Source organism: Robinsoniella sp. KNHs210, from assembly GCF_000686105.1.
Lineage (GTDB): Bacteria > Bacillota > Clostridia > Lachnospirales > Lachnospiraceae > Robinsoniella > Robinsoniella peoriensis.
This window is the reverse complement of record NZ_JMLZ01000002.1, coordinates 2,985,030-3,002,708: the sequence shown is the minus strand read 5'-3', so window position 1 is coordinate 3,002,708 and position 17,679 is coordinate 2,985,030. Positions and strand designations below refer to the sequence as shown.

The following is a 17,679-nucleotide window of genomic DNA, read 5'->3' as shown; positions in this document are numbered from 1 at the left end:
AGTAAATGATTATAATCCATATAACATTATATAATAGTACATGCACAAGCAAAATTCGTGTGATTTACTTGCAATTTTTTAAAAAGTACGGTATTATGCGTATAGCAAATAATAAATTGATGCCATATTCCTGTGGCGATGATAGAAAAGTGGAGGAACACGATGAGCGATAATATAAATGTAGCTGAATTGTTTGGCCAGAATGTATTCAATGATAAGGTGATGCAGGAACGTCTTCCCAAAAAGGTATATAAAGAGTTACATAAGACAATTGATGAAGGTAAAGAGCTGGATCCGATGATAGCAGAAGTGGTTGCTGCTGCCATGAAAGAATGGGCAGTAGAAAAAGGTGCAACCCATTATACACACTGGTTTCAGCCATTGACGGGATTTACTGCAGAAAAACACGATTCATTTATTACAGCTCCAAACCAAGACGGTTCCATTTTGATGGAGTTTTCAGGAAAAGAGTTGATTAAAGGAGAGCCGGATGCATCTTCTTTCCCTTCGGGCGGACTTCGTGCTACTTTTGAAGCAAGAGGATATACCGCGTGGGACTGTACGTCTCCAGCATTTGTAAGGGAAGACGAAGGTGGTGCAATTCTCTGTATCCCAACTGCTTTTTGCTCCTATACAGGAGAAGCCTTAGACCAGAAGACACCGCTTTTACGCTCGATGCAGGCTGTACAGACACAGGCACTGCGTCTAATCCGCCTTTTTGGCAATACAACATCTAAGAGAGTCACTCCTTCGGTAGGCGTTGAACAGGAATATTTTATTGTAGATAGAAAAAATTATTTAAAAAGAAAAGACCTGATTTTTACAGGCAGAACGTTATTTGGAGCGATGCCTCCAAAGGGACAGGAATTGGATGATCATTATTTTGGCGTCATCAGACCGAGAATTGCCAAGTTTATGAAAGAGGTAAATGTAGAACTCTGGAAGCTGGGGGTATCGTCAAAGACGCAGCATAATGAAGTTGCTCCCGCCCAGCATGAACTTGCACCTATTTATGCACAGTGCAACGTAGCGGCAGATCATAACCAGATTATTATGGAAACATTGAAGCATGTGGCTGAAAAACAGGGGCTTCAGTGCCTTCTTCATGAAAAGCCTTTTGCAGGCGTAAATGGATCTGGTAAACATAATAATTGGTCTCTTACAACCGATGATGGAATTAACCTTTTGGAGCCAGGTAAAACACCTCACGAAAATATACAGTTTTTATTGATTCTGACTTGTATTCTTAAAGCAGTGGACATACATGCGGATTTATTACGCGAATCTGCAGCAGATGTTGGAAATGACCATCGTTTAGGAGCCAATGAAGCACCGCCGGCGATCATTTCTGTATTTTTAGGGGAACAGTTAGAGGATGTATTGACTCAGCTGATTAGTACCGGTACAGCAACGCACAGTTTGAAGGGTGGAAGACTTCACACAGGTGTTAAGACATTACCAGACTTTAACAAAGATGCAACAGACAGAAACAGAACCTCACCGTTTGCCTTTACCGGTAATAAATTTGAATTCCGTATGGTAGGATCAAGGGATTCTGTAGCGGAATGTAATGTAGTAATTAATACTATAGTAGCAGAAGCTTTTGCAGAGGCTTGTGAAGTATTAGAAAAAGCAGATGATTTTGATCTGGCAGTGCATGATCTTATAAAAGAATATGCAAGCGAACATGAGAAAATTGTGTTTAATGGAAATGGATATTCCGAAGAGTGGGTGGAGGAAGCGAAGAGGAGAGGTTTGCCTAATATCACATCAATGGTAGAAGCGATTCCTGCACTTGTAACAGATAAAGCAATAGAATTATTCAGTAAATTTAATGTATTTACAAAGCCGGAATTGGAATCCAGGGCTGAGATTCAATATGAGGGATACTCTAAAGCAATCAATATTGAAGCCAGGGCAATGATTGATATCGCCAGCAAACATATTATTCCGGCAGTGCTGCGTTATATACGTAATCTTGCAGACACGGTAAATGCAGTAGTTCAGGCAGGGTTAGAGGCTCAGGTTTCCATAGTGCTGCTGAAAGAGGCTACCGAATTACTTGCAGTTACGAAGAAGGAACTTACCCATCTGGAAGAAGTAACAGAAATAGCAGCAAGTAAGCCGTCAGGCCAGGAACAGGCTATGTATTATTATCAAGAAGTAGATAAAGCCATGGCCAGACTTCGTATTCCGGTGGATCAGTTAGAGATGATTGTGGATAAAGGGGAGTGGCCTATGCCATCTTATGGTGATTTATTATTTGAGGTATAAAAAGAAGATTTTGTACTCACACTCCCAAATAATTATTTTAATTGAAAAGAAAAGTTATTTAATATAAGTTTTACTATTTATGTAAAAATAGCCTGCTGATAACAGGATAATCCAAGCAAAATAAATGATCTTTGGGTTAATCTTGAATTAAGCAGGTTATTTTAATATTTTATCAAAAAAAACTCCCTATAAAGGGAGGATGCCAGGTAGCTGTCCTACCTGGCATTATTATGAAAAAGTTTATTCAAAATAGTAACTTAATACTTAAGAAGTTGTCTTTTGTTCCTGTTGATAATATTATTATATGCAATAGAAATGAAGAAAGAATGTTAGTTAAGTAAAGGTTTTTTGAATGACAAATGAATAAATTATGAACACGTTTCTTGTTGATTTTTCGAAATCAATATTACTCCTTGCATAATAAAAAGAAAAGTATTATAATAAGGGACATCTGAAATGACGAAGGAGGTAATAGACATGGCAAAAGTAACAAAGGACATGCTGATTGGCGAAATCATTGGATTAGATCCCCAAATGCCTGTTGTGCTGATGGAAGGTGGAATGCATTGCGTTGGATGCCCGTCTTCACAGGCTGAATCTTTAGAAGAAGCAGCTATGGTTCATGGAATCGAACCAGATGTTTTAGTAGCAAGACTGAATGCATATCTGGACAGCGTAAGTAAATAGATGAAATCATAAAAAAGCCGCATCGATCGATGCGGCTTTTGATTGTTAAAAAGTAGATGGGCAATCCTGCTTGACAGGCATTTGCAGATGGTTTTAAAGCAATGCTAGTTTCTGCAATGCATCTTCTGCAACAATCTGTTCCATGTGCTCCGTATAAAATGCTTCTGTTGCAGCGGAATATTTGCTGCTCATGCCATATTCTGAAAGAATATTACAAATTTTATTAAATTCTTCCGGTGTATGGTCAGATTTGCTGATGATCAGATGATAAGTTTTCGCATGATCATCTTTGTAAAGAGAGTTATAACCATTATAACTTCCGTTTAAAACACCGGCAACCCGTATTACTGAATCCAGCTGGGGAAATTTGTATAATTTTGTCAGGTTATATGGTATATCTAATACAGGCTCCTGCTTTGAAGATTTCTTCTTCGTACTTGCAGGTGTTTTTTCATTCAGTGACTTCTTAGCTTCCTGAATTTTCTTGAATAAACTTAAAATATCGTCCGCACCTTCTAATTTTGAGGGTGAAGCAGGTGCGGCATCTACTGTTTCACTGCCGTCTGTCGGAGCAAATTTTGCAAATCTTGTATCCAGTTCTTCCGGATCTTCTACCTTTGTAATAATGAGAATAATGGAATCCTGGGAAACTGGAATTGCCTCTATCATCAGTGGAATGTCATTTGCCTCAAATCCAAACTCATAGGCAGCTTGCTGCATCATATCACGAAACAGAGATTTTGCTTTATCTGTACCATAGGCAAGTTCGCTTAATTTTAATTCGCGATCAATAAGGTCTTCCTTCGTCAGCGTACAGCGTATCTGATTGTCGTTGATTTTTTCTATCTTCATATAATCACATCCTATCCAAATATGATACGAACACATCGGGTTATTCTTGCAGGCAGATAAAGCTGCCGCAAGGTCGAAGCGCTTGTAAAACTTAATGTCTTCTTATATTTATATTATATACTGTTACATACAAATATGTAAAGTAAATCACTGGTTTATTTCTTCTTTTTTATACATTTTCATCCATACCCATCTGATCCCAAATACGTGAAAACTGCGATAAATCATATCATTACTGGGTAACCCATAGTATAAACAATCTTTGTATATAAGTCAATACACTAGAATTAGTAATTTTTAAAAAAATTACTTGATTTTTCATAACTTATTATATATAATAAACGTTAAGAGAAGATATAGGACATAAAAAGAGATAAAAAGGAGGGGAGAGTAGCCCGGAAATATTTATATTCTTTTTGATTCTATATTTCAATATATCTGATCAGCGATATTCTTCGCAGATTTCGAGCAATTAATTCATTGCATTTTTCCAATTAAGTTAAATTGAATTCACCTGTTGAGATGATTCTATAAACTCTGGATTTATGTCCCTGTTTTCTCTTAGATGTAGTTGATATTATAAAGACGAAAGCTGTAAAAAGCCTGCGCATTTGAAAATAATATATCACATGCACCTAAGGAAATTTCAGATGCGTACAGATGTCTAGGAAGTGAGTGATGAGGATGAAACCAGAAAAAAATAAAAAGCGTAAAAAGAAAGTTCCGCTTAATGCTCTGCTGTATCAGGAATTAGAAAGGTACGATGAGGCAGGGGTTTCTCTGTGGCTGGACGGAAAGCCCAGTGATCCCGAAAGCATCGCAAGAGCATGCACAGCGAGAGAGGAAAATAATTATATGAGGGATTATTACAGCAATGACCGTAATGAAATTTACGGTATTGGGTTCGATAAAATATAACGCTGTTGAAGACAAGGCCCCCTTTGCAATCAAATGGCAGTAATTGTATAAAAAATGTCGATTTATGTAATGACGAATCGTAAAAATGTGTTATACTAGACAGGTGGAGAGATAAATAAAACAGGAGGTGCAATGAATGAAGAAAAAAATTGTACCGGTTATAGCCGCAGTTGTCATGATTGCGATCGTTGCTTTAATTGGTATAGCTACAAAAGTTGTAGAGAAGTACACGCCAACTAATGAAAGGATGAGCGTGGAAGAATACTTTGGAATCACAAATGAAAATGAAATGGCGCTGATCCTTCAGGATCAGGTGGTTGAATATAAGGGATTTTTATCTGGTGATACTGCGTATATCGATTATGAAGCGGTTAAGAATTATTTAAACAGCCGTTTCTATTGGGATGCAAGTGCCAATATCTGTATCTATACTACACCTACGGATATCATAACGATACCGGCAGGGAAAAAAGAGTATACTGTTTCAGCAAATAAACAGAATGAAAATTATGAAATTGTAAAAGTAGATGGGGATAAGGTATATCTGGCAGCTGATTTCGTGCAGAAGTATACGAATATGGATTATAAAATAGAAAAAGATCCAAGCCGCATGATTGTTACATATAAATGGGGTAAAGTTACTTATGCAGATTTGAAGAAGTCAGAAAGTGTCCGTTATCAGGGCGGAATTAAAAGTCCGGTTCTGACAGATGTAAAGAAGAATGATCAGGTAACAGTCCTGGAAGTAATGGATGACTGGACCAAGGTGATGACGAAAGACGGGTATATTGGTTACGTACAAAATAAGCGTCTGGCAAATTCACGTGAAGAAGAGACAAGCAGAGATTTTGAAGAACCGGTATATACCAGCATTACCAGGGATCATAAGATTAATCTGGTCTGGCATCAGGTGACAAACGAAGACTCTAATGCAGCTCTCGCAACTGATATTGCAGAGTTGAAAGGGGTAAATGTAATTTCACCAACCTGGTTTTCTATTGCTGATAATGATGGAAACCTCACCAGTCTGGCAGACGCGGATTATGTTAAAACTGCACATGCCAACGATCTGGAAGTCTGGGCATTAATTGACAATTTCAGTGAACAGGTGGATACTACAAAGGTATTAAGTTCTACAGCGTCCAGAGAAAAGATTACAAATCAACTGATTGCATCCGCAATTCAAAATGGCTTTGAAGGAATTAATGTGGATTTTGAGACAATTCCGGAGGATGCTGCAGACGGATATATTCAGTTCATTCGTGAACTTTCAGTAAAATGCCGCAAGAATGGAATTGTTTTATCTATAGATGATCCGGTTCCGAAGCCGTTTACGGCACATTATAACCGAAAAGAACAGGGTATTGTAGCAGATTATGTCATTATAATGGGTTATGATGAGCACTATGTGGGTTCTGAAGAAGCCGGCTCAGTGGCATCCATGCCGTTTGTAAAGGCTGGAATTACAGAGACGATTGCTGAAGTACCTGCAGAGAAGGTAATCAATGCAGTTCCTTTTTACACCAGATTGTGGAAGATCACAACAAATAAGAACGGCTCTACGGAGTTGTCCAGTGAAGCGATTGGTATGGATCAGGCAGATGAGTCTCTTGCAAATAATGGGGTTGAGGCAGCCTGGGACGAAGGAACTATGCAGGATTATGCAGAGTTTACCGGTGGTGACGGCAACAACTATAAGATTTGGCTGGAGAATGAGAAGTCCATTGAGGAAAAGGCTAAATTAGTTAAAGAATACAATCTGGGTGGAATCGCCGCCTGGAAGCTTGGATTTGAAAGAGCAAGCATCTGGGACGTCATTTTAAAATATGTAAGTTAAAGCAAGGATGCAGTAAAGTTATATCGAAAATGAATTATAATAAAAAGAAAGCTGTTCTTCAGCCATGGGACAGTTTTATAAACAAATAGAGAAGTCATAGAATGTAGCATATCCCTGCCGCATATACTGGTAATAAGTGTATGAGACAGGGATATTTTTATGAGAAAAAATATGATAGAACTGGGAATGGGAATATTGGTGCTGGTAGGTGCTTATTTCCTGGGAAGTATGGGCGGAAGCCTGGCAGCTGACAGCAGGCTGGCAAAAAGTGCGGCAGTAACAGCTGAATCTGAGGTTGGTAAACCTGGTGGGAGTCAGGTGAGCTCGGACAGAGTAATTGTTCTGGACCCCGGACACGGCGGAGATGACCCTGGAAAGGTTGGGATTAATAAAGCTCTTGAGAAAGATCTGAATCTGGCAATAGCCAAGAAAATTCAGAAAATCCTCACAGATAAAGGAGTTACGGTTGTAATGACCAGGGAAACGCAGGATGGGCTTTATGATCCCGGTGCTTCCAATAAGAAGCAGCAGGATATGAGAAAACGATGTGAACTAATTGACAGCGCCAACCCCAGATTTACGGTGAGCATCCATCAGAACAGTTATACTGCCGAGTCGGTGCATGGTCCTCAGGTATTTTATTATTCCCAGTCTGCAGATGGGCAGAAGATCGCAGCTTACATACAGGAAGCGCTGAATCAGGGACTGGCGGTGGACCGGGCAAGGGAGATCAAGGCCAATGACAGTTACTATCTGCTGAAAAAGACAAAGAGCCCAACTGTTATTGTGGAGTGTGGGTTTTTGAGTAATCAGGCAGAGGCTGCTATGCTGGTTACAGATGAATATCAGGAAAAAGTGGCACAGGCGGTGTGTGATGGAGTTTTGAAGTGTTTGGAGAAGTAGAAATAAGTGGATAATTTACTTTAAATGAGCGCTGTGGTTTGGTATGATTAAAATATCAAATTCCAGCGTTTCTATGTCCTATGGGACAAGTCAAATGGGTAAAGTTTTTTGCCTGATAATTCCAGAGAATGATATTTGCATTACTGATATGGCAGGTGCAAAACATAACAATATAAGAGCAGCGGATGTTATAAAAAATTGGATGAGGAATCTGATTACATACGTTTGTTTTAAGTGTTTCAGAGTGGATTGAAAAGACAGATGCAGTCCTGGTGGTGTTTGGGGAGCGGCATGGGATCAGTCCGATGTTTACTTCATTTGAAAATTGGACAGGTCATAAGCCGGATAGACTGCCGGGTGCAGAGAAAGAATTGGTGCGCAGATTTATGCATTGCTATGGCCCGGCAACATTAGAATCATTCATTGATTGGCTGTGATGCTCGACGGCACAGGGCAAGCGGCTGTGGAGCGGCATTGCGGAGGAAGTAGAACCGGTTCAGGTCGAGGGCGCATTGTCGGTATATGGAAGACTAAAACGCTGAAAGAAAAACTATAGTTGTCCATGATTGCATGGGAACATCTCCAGTCGTCAGAACAGCGGGAGTTGGAGCGTCTTGCGGAAGAATATGCCGCGTTTCGGCGGCTAAAGCTGAGTAAGTGTAAAATAGATAAGGATAACGGGATTACTAGTTAGAATAACCAAAAAAGACCTGAGTCAGGTTAATCTTTTAAAATTACAGAATTGTTAAATGGAATGGACTTTGTCCATTCCATTCTTTTGGATTTTTCGTTATAATTGTTTTATAATGAATATACCATATGAAGGGTGCCGGACAGGTAGTTAAATTTGACATTACCGTTAATAGGGAGGAGATATAAAAATGATACATACAAATTTAAATGTAGATAAGTTTTGCAGGCATTTAGAAAAAGTGATTCATGTTCCAATTATAAAGTTTGATGCAGAAAATAAACTACTTGTAAATTATGCGGGGAGTGATCATATACAATTGCCTCATTTTTCTGAGGAAGAAGGCAAAAGGTTAAGAGAGATAAAGGTGGGAATTATGAACAGCGATGATGATGTTGTATTTGGAGCAGCAGCAGATTGTGAAGAAAATCTTTTTTTGATTGGACCAGTCTGTTTTTACGCTGATTACAAAAGTCTCCCCCAAAATCCTGCTTTTTATTGTCCTTTCTTAACATTAGTTGAAGCCTTGTTGATGCTTTATGATTATATGACTGGCACGGAGATGAATTATATAGAGTTTATGAAAAATAATAGCAGCATCCAATATGAAAGAAATATAGAGGAGATGCGTTCACAATATCATTTTAGGCAGCAGGAGAATGGATGGCTTCATAATTCCTATATGCAGGAGGAGCGGGAGCAAAGTGCTATACGTGAAGGGGATATAGAGAAGCTAAAGAATGCTATTGAGGAGCCTCGTATTGGAAGATTAGGAGTCAGTTCACAAAATATTATTCGTTCCGCTAAAAACAATTGCATTACCGTAATCGCAATATCAGTTCGTTCGGCTATAGAGGGAGGTCTTGATTCGGAAGAGGCATTTCAACTTGGTGATAATTATATGGCTCAGATTGAGAATCAAAATAGTGTCAAAAGTCTGACTGCTGTTACTAGAAATGCAGAAATGGAGCTGACTAGAATTGTGGCAGAAAGAAACAGAAAAAAACAGGAAAAAATGAAGAATACCAACCCATATATAGAAAGCTGTAAAAAATATATTTATAAACATTTGCATGAAAAAATATTAGTTCATGAAATAGCGGATGCAATTGGCCTGAATGAAAGTTATCTTTCTAACCTATTTCGGCAAAAAGAAGAGATCACAATTACTGATTATATTATGCGACAAAAAATATACTATGCTCAGAATCTTTTGATTTATTCGGATTATAGTTATACTGACATTGCCTATTATTTTGATTTTTCCTCACGCAGTCATTTTGGTGCAACATTTAAAAAAGTGACTGGTATGACGCCAAAGCAATATAGAGATCAGAACAGAGAAAAATCTTTTTTGGAGAATGAAAGAATCTTGATAAAAACACAAGTATTTTGATAAAAATAGAGAGCTATCCCTGATATAATTGAGACAACATAGTGAAAAAGGGAGGAATTTTAGTATGAAAATTGAAACGCACCGACTATATGAGAACAGAGATGATGTGACCCTCACAGCATATATTCTGGATGATTCTCCAGAATTAGCGGCAGGAAAGAGAAGACCTGCGATTATTGTGAATCCTGGCGGGGCTTATGTGATGCTTTCAGACCGTGAAGCCGAACCGATAGCAATGCGGTTCGCAGGAATGGGATTTCATACCTTTGTATTGCGTTATTCTGTTTTTACTGGGGGCACAAATGTATGGCCTGAGAATCTAAAAAACTTACCCCCTGATAAAAAGGAGGTTCAGTATCCAGCACCGCTTATAGAACTTGGTATGTCAATGCTGACTGTGAAAAAACACGCAGATGAGTGGTGCATTGATCGGGAACAGATCGGTATCTGTGGTTTTTCGGCAGGTGGTCATAATTGTACGATGTACGCATCCAGCTGGTTCCGTAGTATTCTCACGGAAAGCTTGCATACAACAGAAGCTCAGCTGCGTCCGGCCTTTTGCATTGTAGGCTATCCATTTGTAGACTGGGAGTTTCAATACAATTTGGAAATGGATGAGTTGACAAGAGATAGTTATAGATGGATGTATCAGGACTATTTTGGAGAAACAGATCCGCCAGCAGAAAAAATGAGAGCTTGCAGCCCTAATTACATGATAACCCGAAAGACGGCGCCGACGTTTATATGGACCACAGCAACGGACAAATCTGTAGATCCAAGACATTCCATTCGGCTTGTGGAAGCAATGGCAGATCATGGTGTTCCCTATGAGTTTCATATTTTTAGTGAAGGAGCGCACGGGTTGGCGCTTGCTGATCGGGCGACATTTCAGAAGTCGGGTGATATAAATGAAACAGTAGCTCAATGGGTTCCACTCGCAGATATGTGGCTAAAGAATATAGTAAAACTTGGGACAAACAATTAATATTCCCAGAGGAAGGAAAGTTGTCATGAAGGAAAAATTAGATCCCCGCGGAAAGTTGTCATTTAAGGAAAGGCTTGGCTATAGCCTTGGTGGTTATGGAATCAATATTACCTATTCTCTTTTATCATCATTTTTACTTGTATACTATGTCAGTGTTGCTGGTGCCAATCCAGCAGTTGCGGCAAGTATCATTGCAATATCCAGAATTTTTGATGGAATTACAGATTTAATTATGGGTTATGTGGTAGATCATACAAAAAGCAAATTCGGAAAAGCCCGTCCCTGGATTATTCGCTTAAGTCTTCCGCTGGCGGTTTGTACCGTGTTAATGTTTAGTGCTCCATCAAGTCTGGGCGGTGCAGGGCTGACAGCCTATATGTTTATTACTTATAATCTGGTGGCCTCTATATTTTATACCGGTATGAGCGTTCCCTTTAACTCTATGAACGGATTTATGACACTGGTACAGTATGAAAGAGGACTTCTGGGGAATCTGCAATTCATTACTGCTACGGCGGCCACCATGACGCTTAATACAGTTCTTCTTAGAATGACCAGATTCTTTGGCAATGGCGAACAGTATACCAATAGTGGCTGGCGTATGTCCATTGCTATTTTAATGGTTGCAGCAATTATATGCAACGTGTTTTGTTTCCTGTTATGCCGCGAACGTGTGACCGAAAATGCCGAAGATCTGGCCGCTGAAAATAGTGAAAAAGAACAGCGGCAGATACCGGAGTCGAAAGCATCCGTTCCTCAAATACTCAAAGGTTTAGTCACAAATCCTTACTGGGTAATTATTGTGATCTTTATGTTTATGCTTAATATCATGATGTCAACCTTCTTTGGATCGGGTATTTACTTCGCACAGTATCGCCTGAACGACACAGATATTTATTCACCGATTGCCAATGCGCTTTCTATGGCGCAGATTGTTACTATGTTTGTAACACCATTTATTATGAGAAAAATAACTAAGAGAAATTTGTGTATTCTTGGTTTGGTTGTTACAGTGATTGGTTTTACTGGAACCGCCTTTGCCACAGGCAGTGTATCTCTTTTGATTGTAATGTCCATCATAAAGGGGATTGGATTTGGCGCCTCAGCGGCTCCTATGTATGGCATGCTTCAAGACTCTATCACATATGGGGAATGGAAGAATGGTATTTCAGCAGTAGGAATGGGAAACGCGGCGGCCTCCTTCAGTCAGAAAATAGGCTCTGGGTTAGGTGCAGCTTTTTTGGGATGGATTCTGGCCGCAGGTAATTTTAATGCGGATCCGACATCCGCTTCTGCCCTTACTTCGATTGACTTTGCTTTTATATGGGTACCGGCTATTTGTACAGCGATTGCTATCACCTCGATGTTATTTTACAATCTGGACAGGAAGTATGATAAAATTTCTGCTGATTTAACCAGAGGAAAGCATAAGTATGACGATACTTCAGTTGGATGATTTGATGAATCAGGATTGAGAAAAAGGGGCTATCGGGAAATAAGATAGTCTAGAGAATAGGGGCATACGAGTGCGTATGACCCTATTACTTTGGTGCGCCCGGCGGCGCACGTTTCTAACCGGTGCAAGTCCGGAATCCGCCCGGTAGTGGGAAGGATATAGCCGAAGGCAAGGGTGTCCATCGCGAGGTGGAATCTGAAGGAAGCTGGATGTTGGGAACATACTAACCAACGGGCAAAACTCTGGTCTGACGAACAGAAATCGCATAAGAGGCTATACATGAGGGTAAGGCTGCCAAGCAAGTTGAAGCCCAATGACTACACGGAAGCATGTGTGGTAAATACGGCAGATGGATGGAGAGAAAGAAACGTGTGGTACCCGGGGAGGTCTGTACGATACGCCTAGAAAGAGGTAACCATCGTCGAAAGGCGGTGCTGAACGTACAGAAGTCAGCAGAGGCCATAGTAGCCGAGAGGTAAAGGGCCGAATCAGTAGGAGTCTTTAGTATGACCGAGAAAGGAGGAATGACTGTTGAAAGCAGAAAACAGGAATAAAACTGGCTGTTTGCAAAGAGACAGTGCGGAACACGAAGGGTATATTATGCAGTTAAGCTACAGGGTGATTTACAAGGCAAAGTGGCAGCGCCTGTAATAACGGCTCAGAGCAAAATGGTTAAAGGCCATCCGGAGGTAGAGAAACGTAAAATCATGGATGGAGTATATGAGCAGTATTTAGATGGGGGAATAAGTAAAGATTCATTTTTAAAACAAAAGGCGTTGATGCAGGAGAAAAATAAAAATAGCGAGGAGAAAAAAGCAAGTGTGGGTTTTTGAGTAATCAGGCAGAGGCTGCTATACTGGTTACAGATGAATATCAGAAAAAAGTGGCACAGGCGGTGTGTGATGGAATAATAAAATGTTTAGAGGAATAAAATACGCAAGAGAAAAGACCCGATGAGAAAAGCTCGGATGACTAAAATGCTCTAAAAGAAAGCTTGGATGAATCAGATATACATTCATTAAGCCAGAAGGAATGAAATAAACTGTGATAATGCCTGGAGGGATATATTACCAAAAGGTCAGATTAATTTTTGGAGCTTCTGCTTTATGGTCAAAGGGCCGATAAAGCGGGAGTTTTTTCATTTTTTAATATGTTTGGCTAATATTTCAAAATGCCCCGGGCACATTTACGATTGCCCTTTTAAGTGACTGATGGTATAATATGGACGATAGTTATTTTTAAATTTAAGAAGAAATCTGAACAACTTCAGATTCAAGAGGCAGATTATGGATACAATCATAGAAGTGATGGATCAGCAATTGAATGACGAGAGCATCAGGAAAGCCGGGGAAATTTTAAAGAACGGCGGACTGGTAGCATTTCCAACAGAAACGGTTTACGGACTGGGGGCAAATGCTTTGGATGAAAGAGCGGCAGCCAAGATTTATGAAGCCAAAGGACGTCCTTCCGATAATCCGTTGATTGTACATATTGCAGAAATGGCAGATCTGTATGGCATAGCAGCAGAGGTTCCTGAAAAGGCAGTGGCGCTGGCAAAAGCATTCTGGCCGGGACCGCTTACTATGATCTTCAAAAAAAATGACAAAGTTCCTTATGGGACAACCGGAGGGTTAGATACAGTGGCGGTGCGCATGCCCCGTCATGAATTGGCATGCGCTCTGATCAGGGCAGGCGGCGGCTATATAGCGGCACCCAGTGCGAATACTTCAGGAAGGCCAAGTCCTACGAAGGCAGGCCATGTAAAAGAAGACCTTTCCGGGAAGATTGATATGATTATTGATGGCGGCAGTGTGGGGATCGGATTAGAGTCTACAATTGTGGATTTGAGTGAAGAAACACCTATGATATTAAGACCGGGATATATCAATCGGGAGATGCTGGAAGAAGTAATCGGACCGGTAAAGGTAGACCGGGCTTTATTAAAAGATGATGCTTCTATTCATCCAAAGGCACCGGGGATGAAGTATAAGCATTATGCACCTAAGGCTAATCTGGTTATTCTGGAAGGTGAGGAACAGAATGTCATTTCTAAAATCAATGAGTTGATTCAGCAGGAAATACAGTGTGGGGGAAGCCCGGGGGTTATCGCATCCGATGAAACAGCCGGGGCTTATACAGGCGGTATGGTAAAATCTATTGGAACCAGAAGTGATGAACTTTCTATTGCACAGAATCTGTACGGGATTTTGCGGGAATTTGATGAACTTGAGGTGACGCAGATTTTCTCAGAGGCCTTTGAGACACCAAAGATGGGACAGGCGATCATGAACCGTCTGATGAAAGCAGCAGGACATCAGATCATCAAAGTATAAGGAGCAAAAACGATATGAAGCATTATGATAAGCTTATATTTGTAAGTAATAGCGACACATGTCGAAGTCCTATGGCAGAAGCAATTATGAAGAGTAAATTTTTGCTGGAAGATCTACTGATCGAATCCAAGGGACTGATCGTGCTATTTCCTGAGCCGGTGAATCAGAAAGCGGAGGCAGTGCTTGTGAGCAACGGGCTGTCAATGAAAGATCATACGGCGACGCCGCTGGTCCAGGAGGATTTTGACAAGCGGACATTGATTCTGACTATGGATGAATGGGAAAAGAATAAAATCTTTGAAGAACATGAAAATGCTTATAATGTACATCTATTGACTGAATATGCAGGCTCTAAAGGGGACATTCCCAATCCGGTAGGTGGAAATCTGGTGGAGTATGGGGAATGCTTTGAATATTTAAAAGAATTGATATCAAAATTAGTAGTAGTGTTAAATGAGGAGGAATTGTTATGTTAGGAATAGGCTGTGACCATGGCGGATACACATTAAAACTGGAAATCATGGAACATTTGAAGAAACGTGGGATCGAATATAAGGATTTCGGCTGTGACAGTGAGGCGGCTGTGGATTATCCGATTTACGCAAGAGAAGTTGCGAATGCGGTTGTGAACGGTGAATGTGACAGGGGAATTCTGATCTGTGGAACAGGCATTGGTATTTCTATTGCAGCGAATAAGGTGAAAGGTATCCGTGCAGCACTTTGTTCGGACTGCTTTAGTGCAGAAGCGACAAGGCTTCATAATGATGCAAATATCCTGGCTTTTGGAGCCAGAGTGGTAGGACCGGGACTGGCACTTAAAATTGTAGATACTTTTCTGGATACACCATTTTCCGGCGATGAAAGACATAAGAACAGGATTTCTCTGATCGAAGAGTAATCTTATTCAAATGTAATCGCATTTGGCTGTATAAATCAGAAGATAAAAATAAAAAATAACAATAAGAGAAACGTACACAATTTATGTGCGTGAGGAGGTAGGGCGATGTCAAAGGTGACAGTTATGGATCATCCATTGATCCAGCACAAGATTGGAATTATTCGTAGGAAAGAAGTGGGATCAAAGGATTTCAGACAGATGATCAGTGAAATAGCAATGTTGATGTGCTATGAGGCAACCAGGGATTTAAAATTAGTAGATGTTGACATTGAAACCCCTATCTGTCCGATGACGGCGAAAGAACTTCAGGGAAAGAAATTGGCAGTAGTTCCGATTTTAAGGGCAGGACTTGGAATGGTAGACGGTATGCTGGCTATGATACCGGCTGCAAAGGTTGGCCACATTGGTCTTTACCGTGATCCGGAAACATTGGAGCCTGTAGAATATTATTCAAAATTACCGGCAGATTCATGGGACAGAGAAGTTTTTGTAGTAGACCCGATGCTGGCAACAGGCGGATCTTCTTCGGCAGCGATTAATCTGCTGAAGGAAAAAGGAGTTAAAAATATACGGTTCATGTGTATTATTGCAGCACCGGAAGGTGTGAAACGTATGCAGACGGAACATCCGGATGTAGATATCTATATCGGAGCACTTGATGAGCGTCTGAATGACCATGGCTACATTGTACCGGGGCTTGGAGACGCCGGCGACCGTATCTTTGGTACTAAATAAGAAATTTTGGAGGGTTTTACAATGAGCGATAAAAGGACTGATTATATTTCCTGGGATGAGTATTTTATGGGGGTTGCAAAACTTTCAGGAATGCGCTCAAAGGATCCGAATACACAAGTGGGAGCCTGTATTGTAAGCAATGATAATAAAATATTGTCTATGGGATATAATGGTTTTCCTATGGGATGTTCAGATGACGAATTTCCATGGTGCAGAGAAGGAGGGCCGCTGGACAGCAAATATGTGTACACAACCCACAGTGAGTTAAATGCTATTCTGAACTACAGAGGCGGCAGTCTGGAAGGTGCCAAGCTTTATGTTTCTTTGTTCCCCTGTAATGAATGTGCAAAGGCAATTATTCAGGCGGGAATCACTCAGGTAATCTATGACTGTGATAAATATGCAGACACACCCGCGGTTATTGCGTCTAAGAGAATGATGGATGCGGCAGGGGTTGAATATCGTCAGTATCAGCATACGAATAGAAAGATTGAGATTGAACTTTAAAAAATAGCGCCCTGCAGCGGGGCGCTATTTTTTTGCGGGGTACTGCATTAGGCGCGGAACTTTTGAATAAACAAGACAATTAAGGTTATTTTAAACAATATTATATGGTTTTCGCATTTCTTCTATGATAGTATAATAGAGAGTAAAGTTTCGGGATTTAAGTGAATCCAGGGTCTGTTTGAGAAATCATTGTATTTCTTTGTAAGATATTTAAAATCAGAGTTAAGAATATGGAAATGCGGCATAGGAGGAAAGTATGTCTATTTATGTACAAAAAGTAAGACAGATTATAGAAGAAGTAAAAAAAGCAGTGGTAGGTAAGGATGCCTGTGTGGAGAAGGTGATGATGGCAATGCTGGCAGGCGGGCATGTGCTGCTGGAGGATATTCCGGGAGTGGGGAAGACAACTATGGCTTTAGCATTTTCCAGATCGATGGATCTGCTTTGGCACAGAGTTCAGTTTACACCGGATGTATTGCCGGCAGATATTACCGGATTCTCCATATATCAGAAGGAATTAAATAAGTTTTCCTTTCAGCCGGGTGCCATAATGTGCAATTTATTTCTGGCAGATGAAATCAATCGTACATCGCCTAAGACCCAGTCTGCGCTCCTTGAGGTTATGGAAGAAGGAAATGTTACAGTAGAGGGTGTGACCAGAGAGGTACCAAAGCCTTTTATTGTCATAGCTACACAGAATCCCATTGGTTCGGCGGGAACGCAGATGCTTCCGGAATCACAGCTGGACAGGTTCATGATCTGTATGACGATGGGGTATCCTGATGTGGAAAATGAGATTGCGATTCTGAAGGACAGAGGTTCAGGAAACCCCATTGAAAATATTGTTCCGGTTATTCAGGCTCAGGAGCTGGTACAGATGCAAAAGGAGACAGAACAGGTCTTTATCCATGATGTCATTTATACTTATATAGCGAAATTGATTGCAGCTACAAGGGAGCATCCATTTCTGGAGCTTGGGGTCAGCCCGAGAGGGACAATAGCGGTAACGCGTATGGCTAGGGCAGCGGCTTATCTGGAGGGGAGAAATTATGTGACTCCAAATGATGTCTGTGCCGTACTGAAGGATGTAAGCATGCACCGAATCAAATTAAATGCCAGGGCAAGGGTTAATCATGTAACCACCGAAGGTGTAATGGATGAAATTCTGGAAAAGGTACCAAAGCCGACGCCGAAAAGGAAGTAGGGT

At 40.6% G+C, this 17,679-nt stretch carries 19 protein-coding genes; 18 read left to right on the top strand and 1 reads right to left on the bottom strand.

Annotation, left to right across the window (positions count from 1 at the left end):
- The first annotated feature begins 162 nt into the window (after positions 1 to 162).
- Both CD03_RS0120160 and CD03_RS0120155 read left to right on the top strand, forming a co-directional pair.
- On the top strand, positions 163 to 2,274 hold the full coding sequence (locus CD03_RS0120160; RefSeq protein ID WP_027295174.1) for a glutamine synthetase III family protein: 2,112 nt from the start codon (positions 163 to 165) through the stop codon (positions 2,272 to 2,274).
- A 477-nt stretch (positions 2,275 to 2,751) separates the two neighbouring features.
- Positions 2,752 to 2,961: a DUF1858 domain-containing protein gene (locus CD03_RS0120155; RefSeq protein ID WP_027295173.1), complete on the top strand. Its 210-nt coding sequence runs from the start codon at positions 2,752 to 2,754 to the stop codon at positions 2,959 to 2,961.
- A 93-nt stretch (positions 2,962 to 3,054) separates the two neighbouring features.
- Here CD03_RS0120155 and CD03_RS0120150 read toward each other — a convergent pair whose 3' ends face one another.
- Positions 3,055 to 3,813 carry an adaptor protein MecA gene (locus tag CD03_RS0120150; protein ID WP_027295172.1) on the bottom strand — a complete coding sequence of 253 codons (759 nt, stop codon included), beginning with the start codon at positions 3,811 to 3,813 and terminating at the stop codon, positions 3,055 to 3,057.
- Between the two features lie 684 nt (positions 3,814 to 4,497).
- Between CD03_RS0120150 and CD03_RS0120145 the strand changes: the two genes are divergently transcribed.
- The 16 genes from CD03_RS0120145 (at position 4,498) to CD03_RS0120065 (ending at position 17,676) form a co-directional block, all read left to right on the top strand.
- The gene (locus CD03_RS0120145) at positions 4,498 to 4,731 is read left to right on the top strand and encodes a hypothetical protein (RefSeq protein ID WP_044290161.1); all 234 of its coding nucleotides are present in this window, start codon (positions 4,498 to 4,500) and stop codon (positions 4,729 to 4,731) included.
- A 136-nt stretch (positions 4,732 to 4,867) separates the two neighbouring features.
- The gene (locus tag CD03_RS0120140) at positions 4,868 to 6,568 is read left to right on the top strand and encodes a glycosyl hydrolase family 18 protein (protein ID WP_027295170.1); all 1,701 of its coding nucleotides are present in this window, start codon (positions 4,868 to 4,870) and stop codon (positions 6,566 to 6,568) included.
- Between the two features lie 159 nt (positions 6,569 to 6,727).
- Entirely contained in the window at positions 6,728 to 7,471 is a 744-nt protein-coding gene (locus CD03_RS0120135; RefSeq protein WP_081820312.1) for an N-acetylmuramoyl-L-alanine amidase, read from the top strand.
- Between the two features lie 272 nt (positions 7,472 to 7,743).
- Positions 7,744 to 7,908, top strand: coding sequence for a DNA glycosylase AlkZ-like family protein (locus CD03_RS40055; protein ID WP_395023610.1), 165 nt, complete (start codon positions 7,744 to 7,746; stop codon positions 7,906 to 7,908).
- A gap of 125 nt (positions 7,909 to 8,033) precedes the next feature.
- Positions 8,034 to 8,165 carry a hypothetical protein gene (locus tag CD03_RS38975; RefSeq protein WP_255348104.1) on the top strand — a complete coding sequence of 44 codons (132 nt, stop codon included), beginning with the start codon at positions 8,034 to 8,036 and terminating at the stop codon, positions 8,163 to 8,165.
- A gap of 187 nt (positions 8,166 to 8,352) precedes the next feature.
- Positions 8,353 to 9,558 carry a helix-turn-helix domain-containing protein gene (locus tag CD03_RS0120120; RefSeq protein ID WP_027295168.1) on the top strand — a complete coding sequence of 402 codons (1,206 nt, stop codon included), beginning with the start codon at positions 8,353 to 8,355 and terminating at the stop codon, positions 9,556 to 9,558.
- 64 nt (positions 9,559 to 9,622) lie between these two features.
- Positions 9,623 to 10,543 carry an alpha/beta hydrolase gene (locus CD03_RS0120115; RefSeq protein WP_027295167.1) on the top strand — a complete coding sequence of 307 codons (921 nt, stop codon included), beginning with the start codon at positions 9,623 to 9,625 and terminating at the stop codon, positions 10,541 to 10,543.
- 25 nt (positions 10,544 to 10,568) lie between these two features.
- Positions 10,569 to 11,999, top strand: coding sequence for an MFS transporter (locus tag CD03_RS34180; protein ID WP_044289532.1), 1,431 nt, complete (start codon positions 10,569 to 10,571; stop codon positions 11,997 to 11,999).
- Between the two features lie 668 nt (positions 12,000 to 12,667).
- A complete protein-coding gene (locus CD03_RS38325; RefSeq protein ID WP_197041682.1) occupies positions 12,668 to 12,832 on the top strand; it encodes a hypothetical protein in 165 nt (54 codons plus the stop codon).
- Entirely contained in the window at positions 12,829 to 12,930 is a 102-nt protein-coding gene (locus CD03_RS37300) for an N-acetylmuramoyl-L-alanine amidase (protein ID WP_081820310.1), read from the top strand. Before CD03_RS38325 ends, CD03_RS37300 begins: the two co-directional genes overlap by 4 nt.
- Positions 12,931 to 13,285: 355 nt before the next feature.
- On the top strand, positions 13,286 to 14,332 hold the full coding sequence (locus CD03_RS0120090) for an L-threonylcarbamoyladenylate synthase (protein WP_027295166.1): 1,047 nt from the start codon (positions 13,286 to 13,288) through the stop codon (positions 14,330 to 14,332).
- A 14-nt stretch (positions 14,333 to 14,346) separates the two neighbouring features.
- Positions 14,347 to 14,808: an arsenate reductase/protein-tyrosine-phosphatase family protein gene (locus CD03_RS0120085; protein WP_027295165.1), complete on the top strand. Its 462-nt coding sequence runs from the start codon at positions 14,347 to 14,349 to the stop codon at positions 14,806 to 14,808.
- Positions 14,802 to 15,230 (top strand): ribose 5-phosphate isomerase B, encoded by a 429-nt coding sequence (rpiB, locus tag CD03_RS0120080; protein WP_027295164.1) that lies wholly within the window; start codon positions 14,802 to 14,804, stop codon positions 15,228 to 15,230. Before CD03_RS0120085 ends, rpiB begins: the two co-directional genes overlap by 7 nt.
- A 105-nt stretch (positions 15,231 to 15,335) precedes the next feature.
- Complete coding sequence (gene upp, locus CD03_RS0120075) at positions 15,336 to 15,965, top strand: uracil phosphoribosyltransferase (RefSeq protein WP_027295163.1); 630 nt, start codon at positions 15,336 to 15,338, stop codon at positions 15,963 to 15,965.
- Between the two features lie 21 nt (positions 15,966 to 15,986).
- Positions 15,987 to 16,472 carry a deoxycytidylate deaminase gene (locus tag CD03_RS0120070; protein WP_027295162.1) on the top strand — a complete coding sequence of 162 codons (486 nt, stop codon included), beginning with the start codon at positions 15,987 to 15,989 and terminating at the stop codon, positions 16,470 to 16,472.
- Between the two features lie 256 nt (positions 16,473 to 16,728).
- The gene (locus CD03_RS0120065; RefSeq protein ID WP_027295161.1) at positions 16,729 to 17,676 is read left to right on the top strand and encodes an AAA family ATPase; all 948 of its coding nucleotides are present in this window, start codon (positions 16,729 to 16,731) and stop codon (positions 17,674 to 17,676) included.
- Positions 17,677 to 17,679 lie beyond the last annotated feature (3 nt).

Coding starts and splice junctions, on each gene's coding strand:
- rpiB (WP_027295164.1), top strand. CDS start 14,802: ATGTTAGGAATAGGCTGTGACCATGGCGGATACACATTAAAACTGGAA.
- CD03_RS0120120 (WP_027295168.1), top strand. CDS start 8,353: ATGATACATACAAATTTAAATGTAGATAAGTTTTGCAGGCATTTAGAA.
- CD03_RS0120070 (WP_027295162.1), top strand. CDS start 15,987: ATGAGCGATAAAAGGACTGATTATATTTCCTGGGATGAGTATTTTATG.
- CD03_RS0120140 (WP_027295170.1), top strand. CDS start 4,868: ATGAAGAAAAAAATTGTACCGGTTATAGCCGCAGTTGTCATGATTGCG.
- CD03_RS0120090 (WP_027295166.1), top strand. CDS start 13,286: ATGGATACAATCATAGAAGTGATGGATCAGCAATTGAATGACGAGAGC.
- CD03_RS0120160 (WP_027295174.1), top strand. CDS start 163: ATGAGCGATAATATAAATGTAGCTGAATTGTTTGGCCAGAATGTATTC.
- CD03_RS38325 (WP_197041682.1), top strand. CDS start 12,668: ATGGTTAAAGGCCATCCGGAGGTAGAGAAACGTAAAATCATGGATGGA.
- CD03_RS0120115 (WP_027295167.1), top strand. CDS start 9,623: ATGAAAATTGAAACGCACCGACTATATGAGAACAGAGATGATGTGACC.
- CD03_RS38975 (WP_255348104.1), top strand. CDS start 8,034: ATGATTGCATGGGAACATCTCCAGTCGTCAGAACAGCGGGAGTTGGAG.
- CD03_RS0120150 (WP_027295172.1), bottom strand. CDS start 3,813: ATGAAGATAGAAAAAATCAACGACAATCAGATACGCTGTACGCTGACG.
- CD03_RS0120135 (WP_081820312.1), top strand. CDS start 6,728: ATGAGAAAAAATATGATAGAACTGGGAATGGGAATATTGGTGCTGGTA.
- CD03_RS0120155 (WP_027295173.1), top strand. CDS start 2,752: ATGGCAAAAGTAACAAAGGACATGCTGATTGGCGAAATCATTGGATTA.
- CD03_RS0120065 (WP_027295161.1), top strand. CDS start 16,729: ATGTCTATTTATGTACAAAAAGTAAGACAGATTATAGAAGAAGTAAAA.
- CD03_RS0120085 (WP_027295165.1), top strand. CDS start 14,347: ATGAAGCATTATGATAAGCTTATATTTGTAAGTAATAGCGACACATGT.
- CD03_RS0120145 (WP_044290161.1), top strand. CDS start 4,498: ATGAAACCAGAAAAAAATAAAAAGCGTAAAAAGAAAGTTCCGCTTAAT.
- upp (WP_027295163.1), top strand. CDS start 15,336: ATGTCAAAGGTGACAGTTATGGATCATCCATTGATCCAGCACAAGATT.
- CD03_RS34180 (WP_044289532.1), top strand. CDS start 10,569: ATGAAGGAAAAATTAGATCCCCGCGGAAAGTTGTCATTTAAGGAAAGG.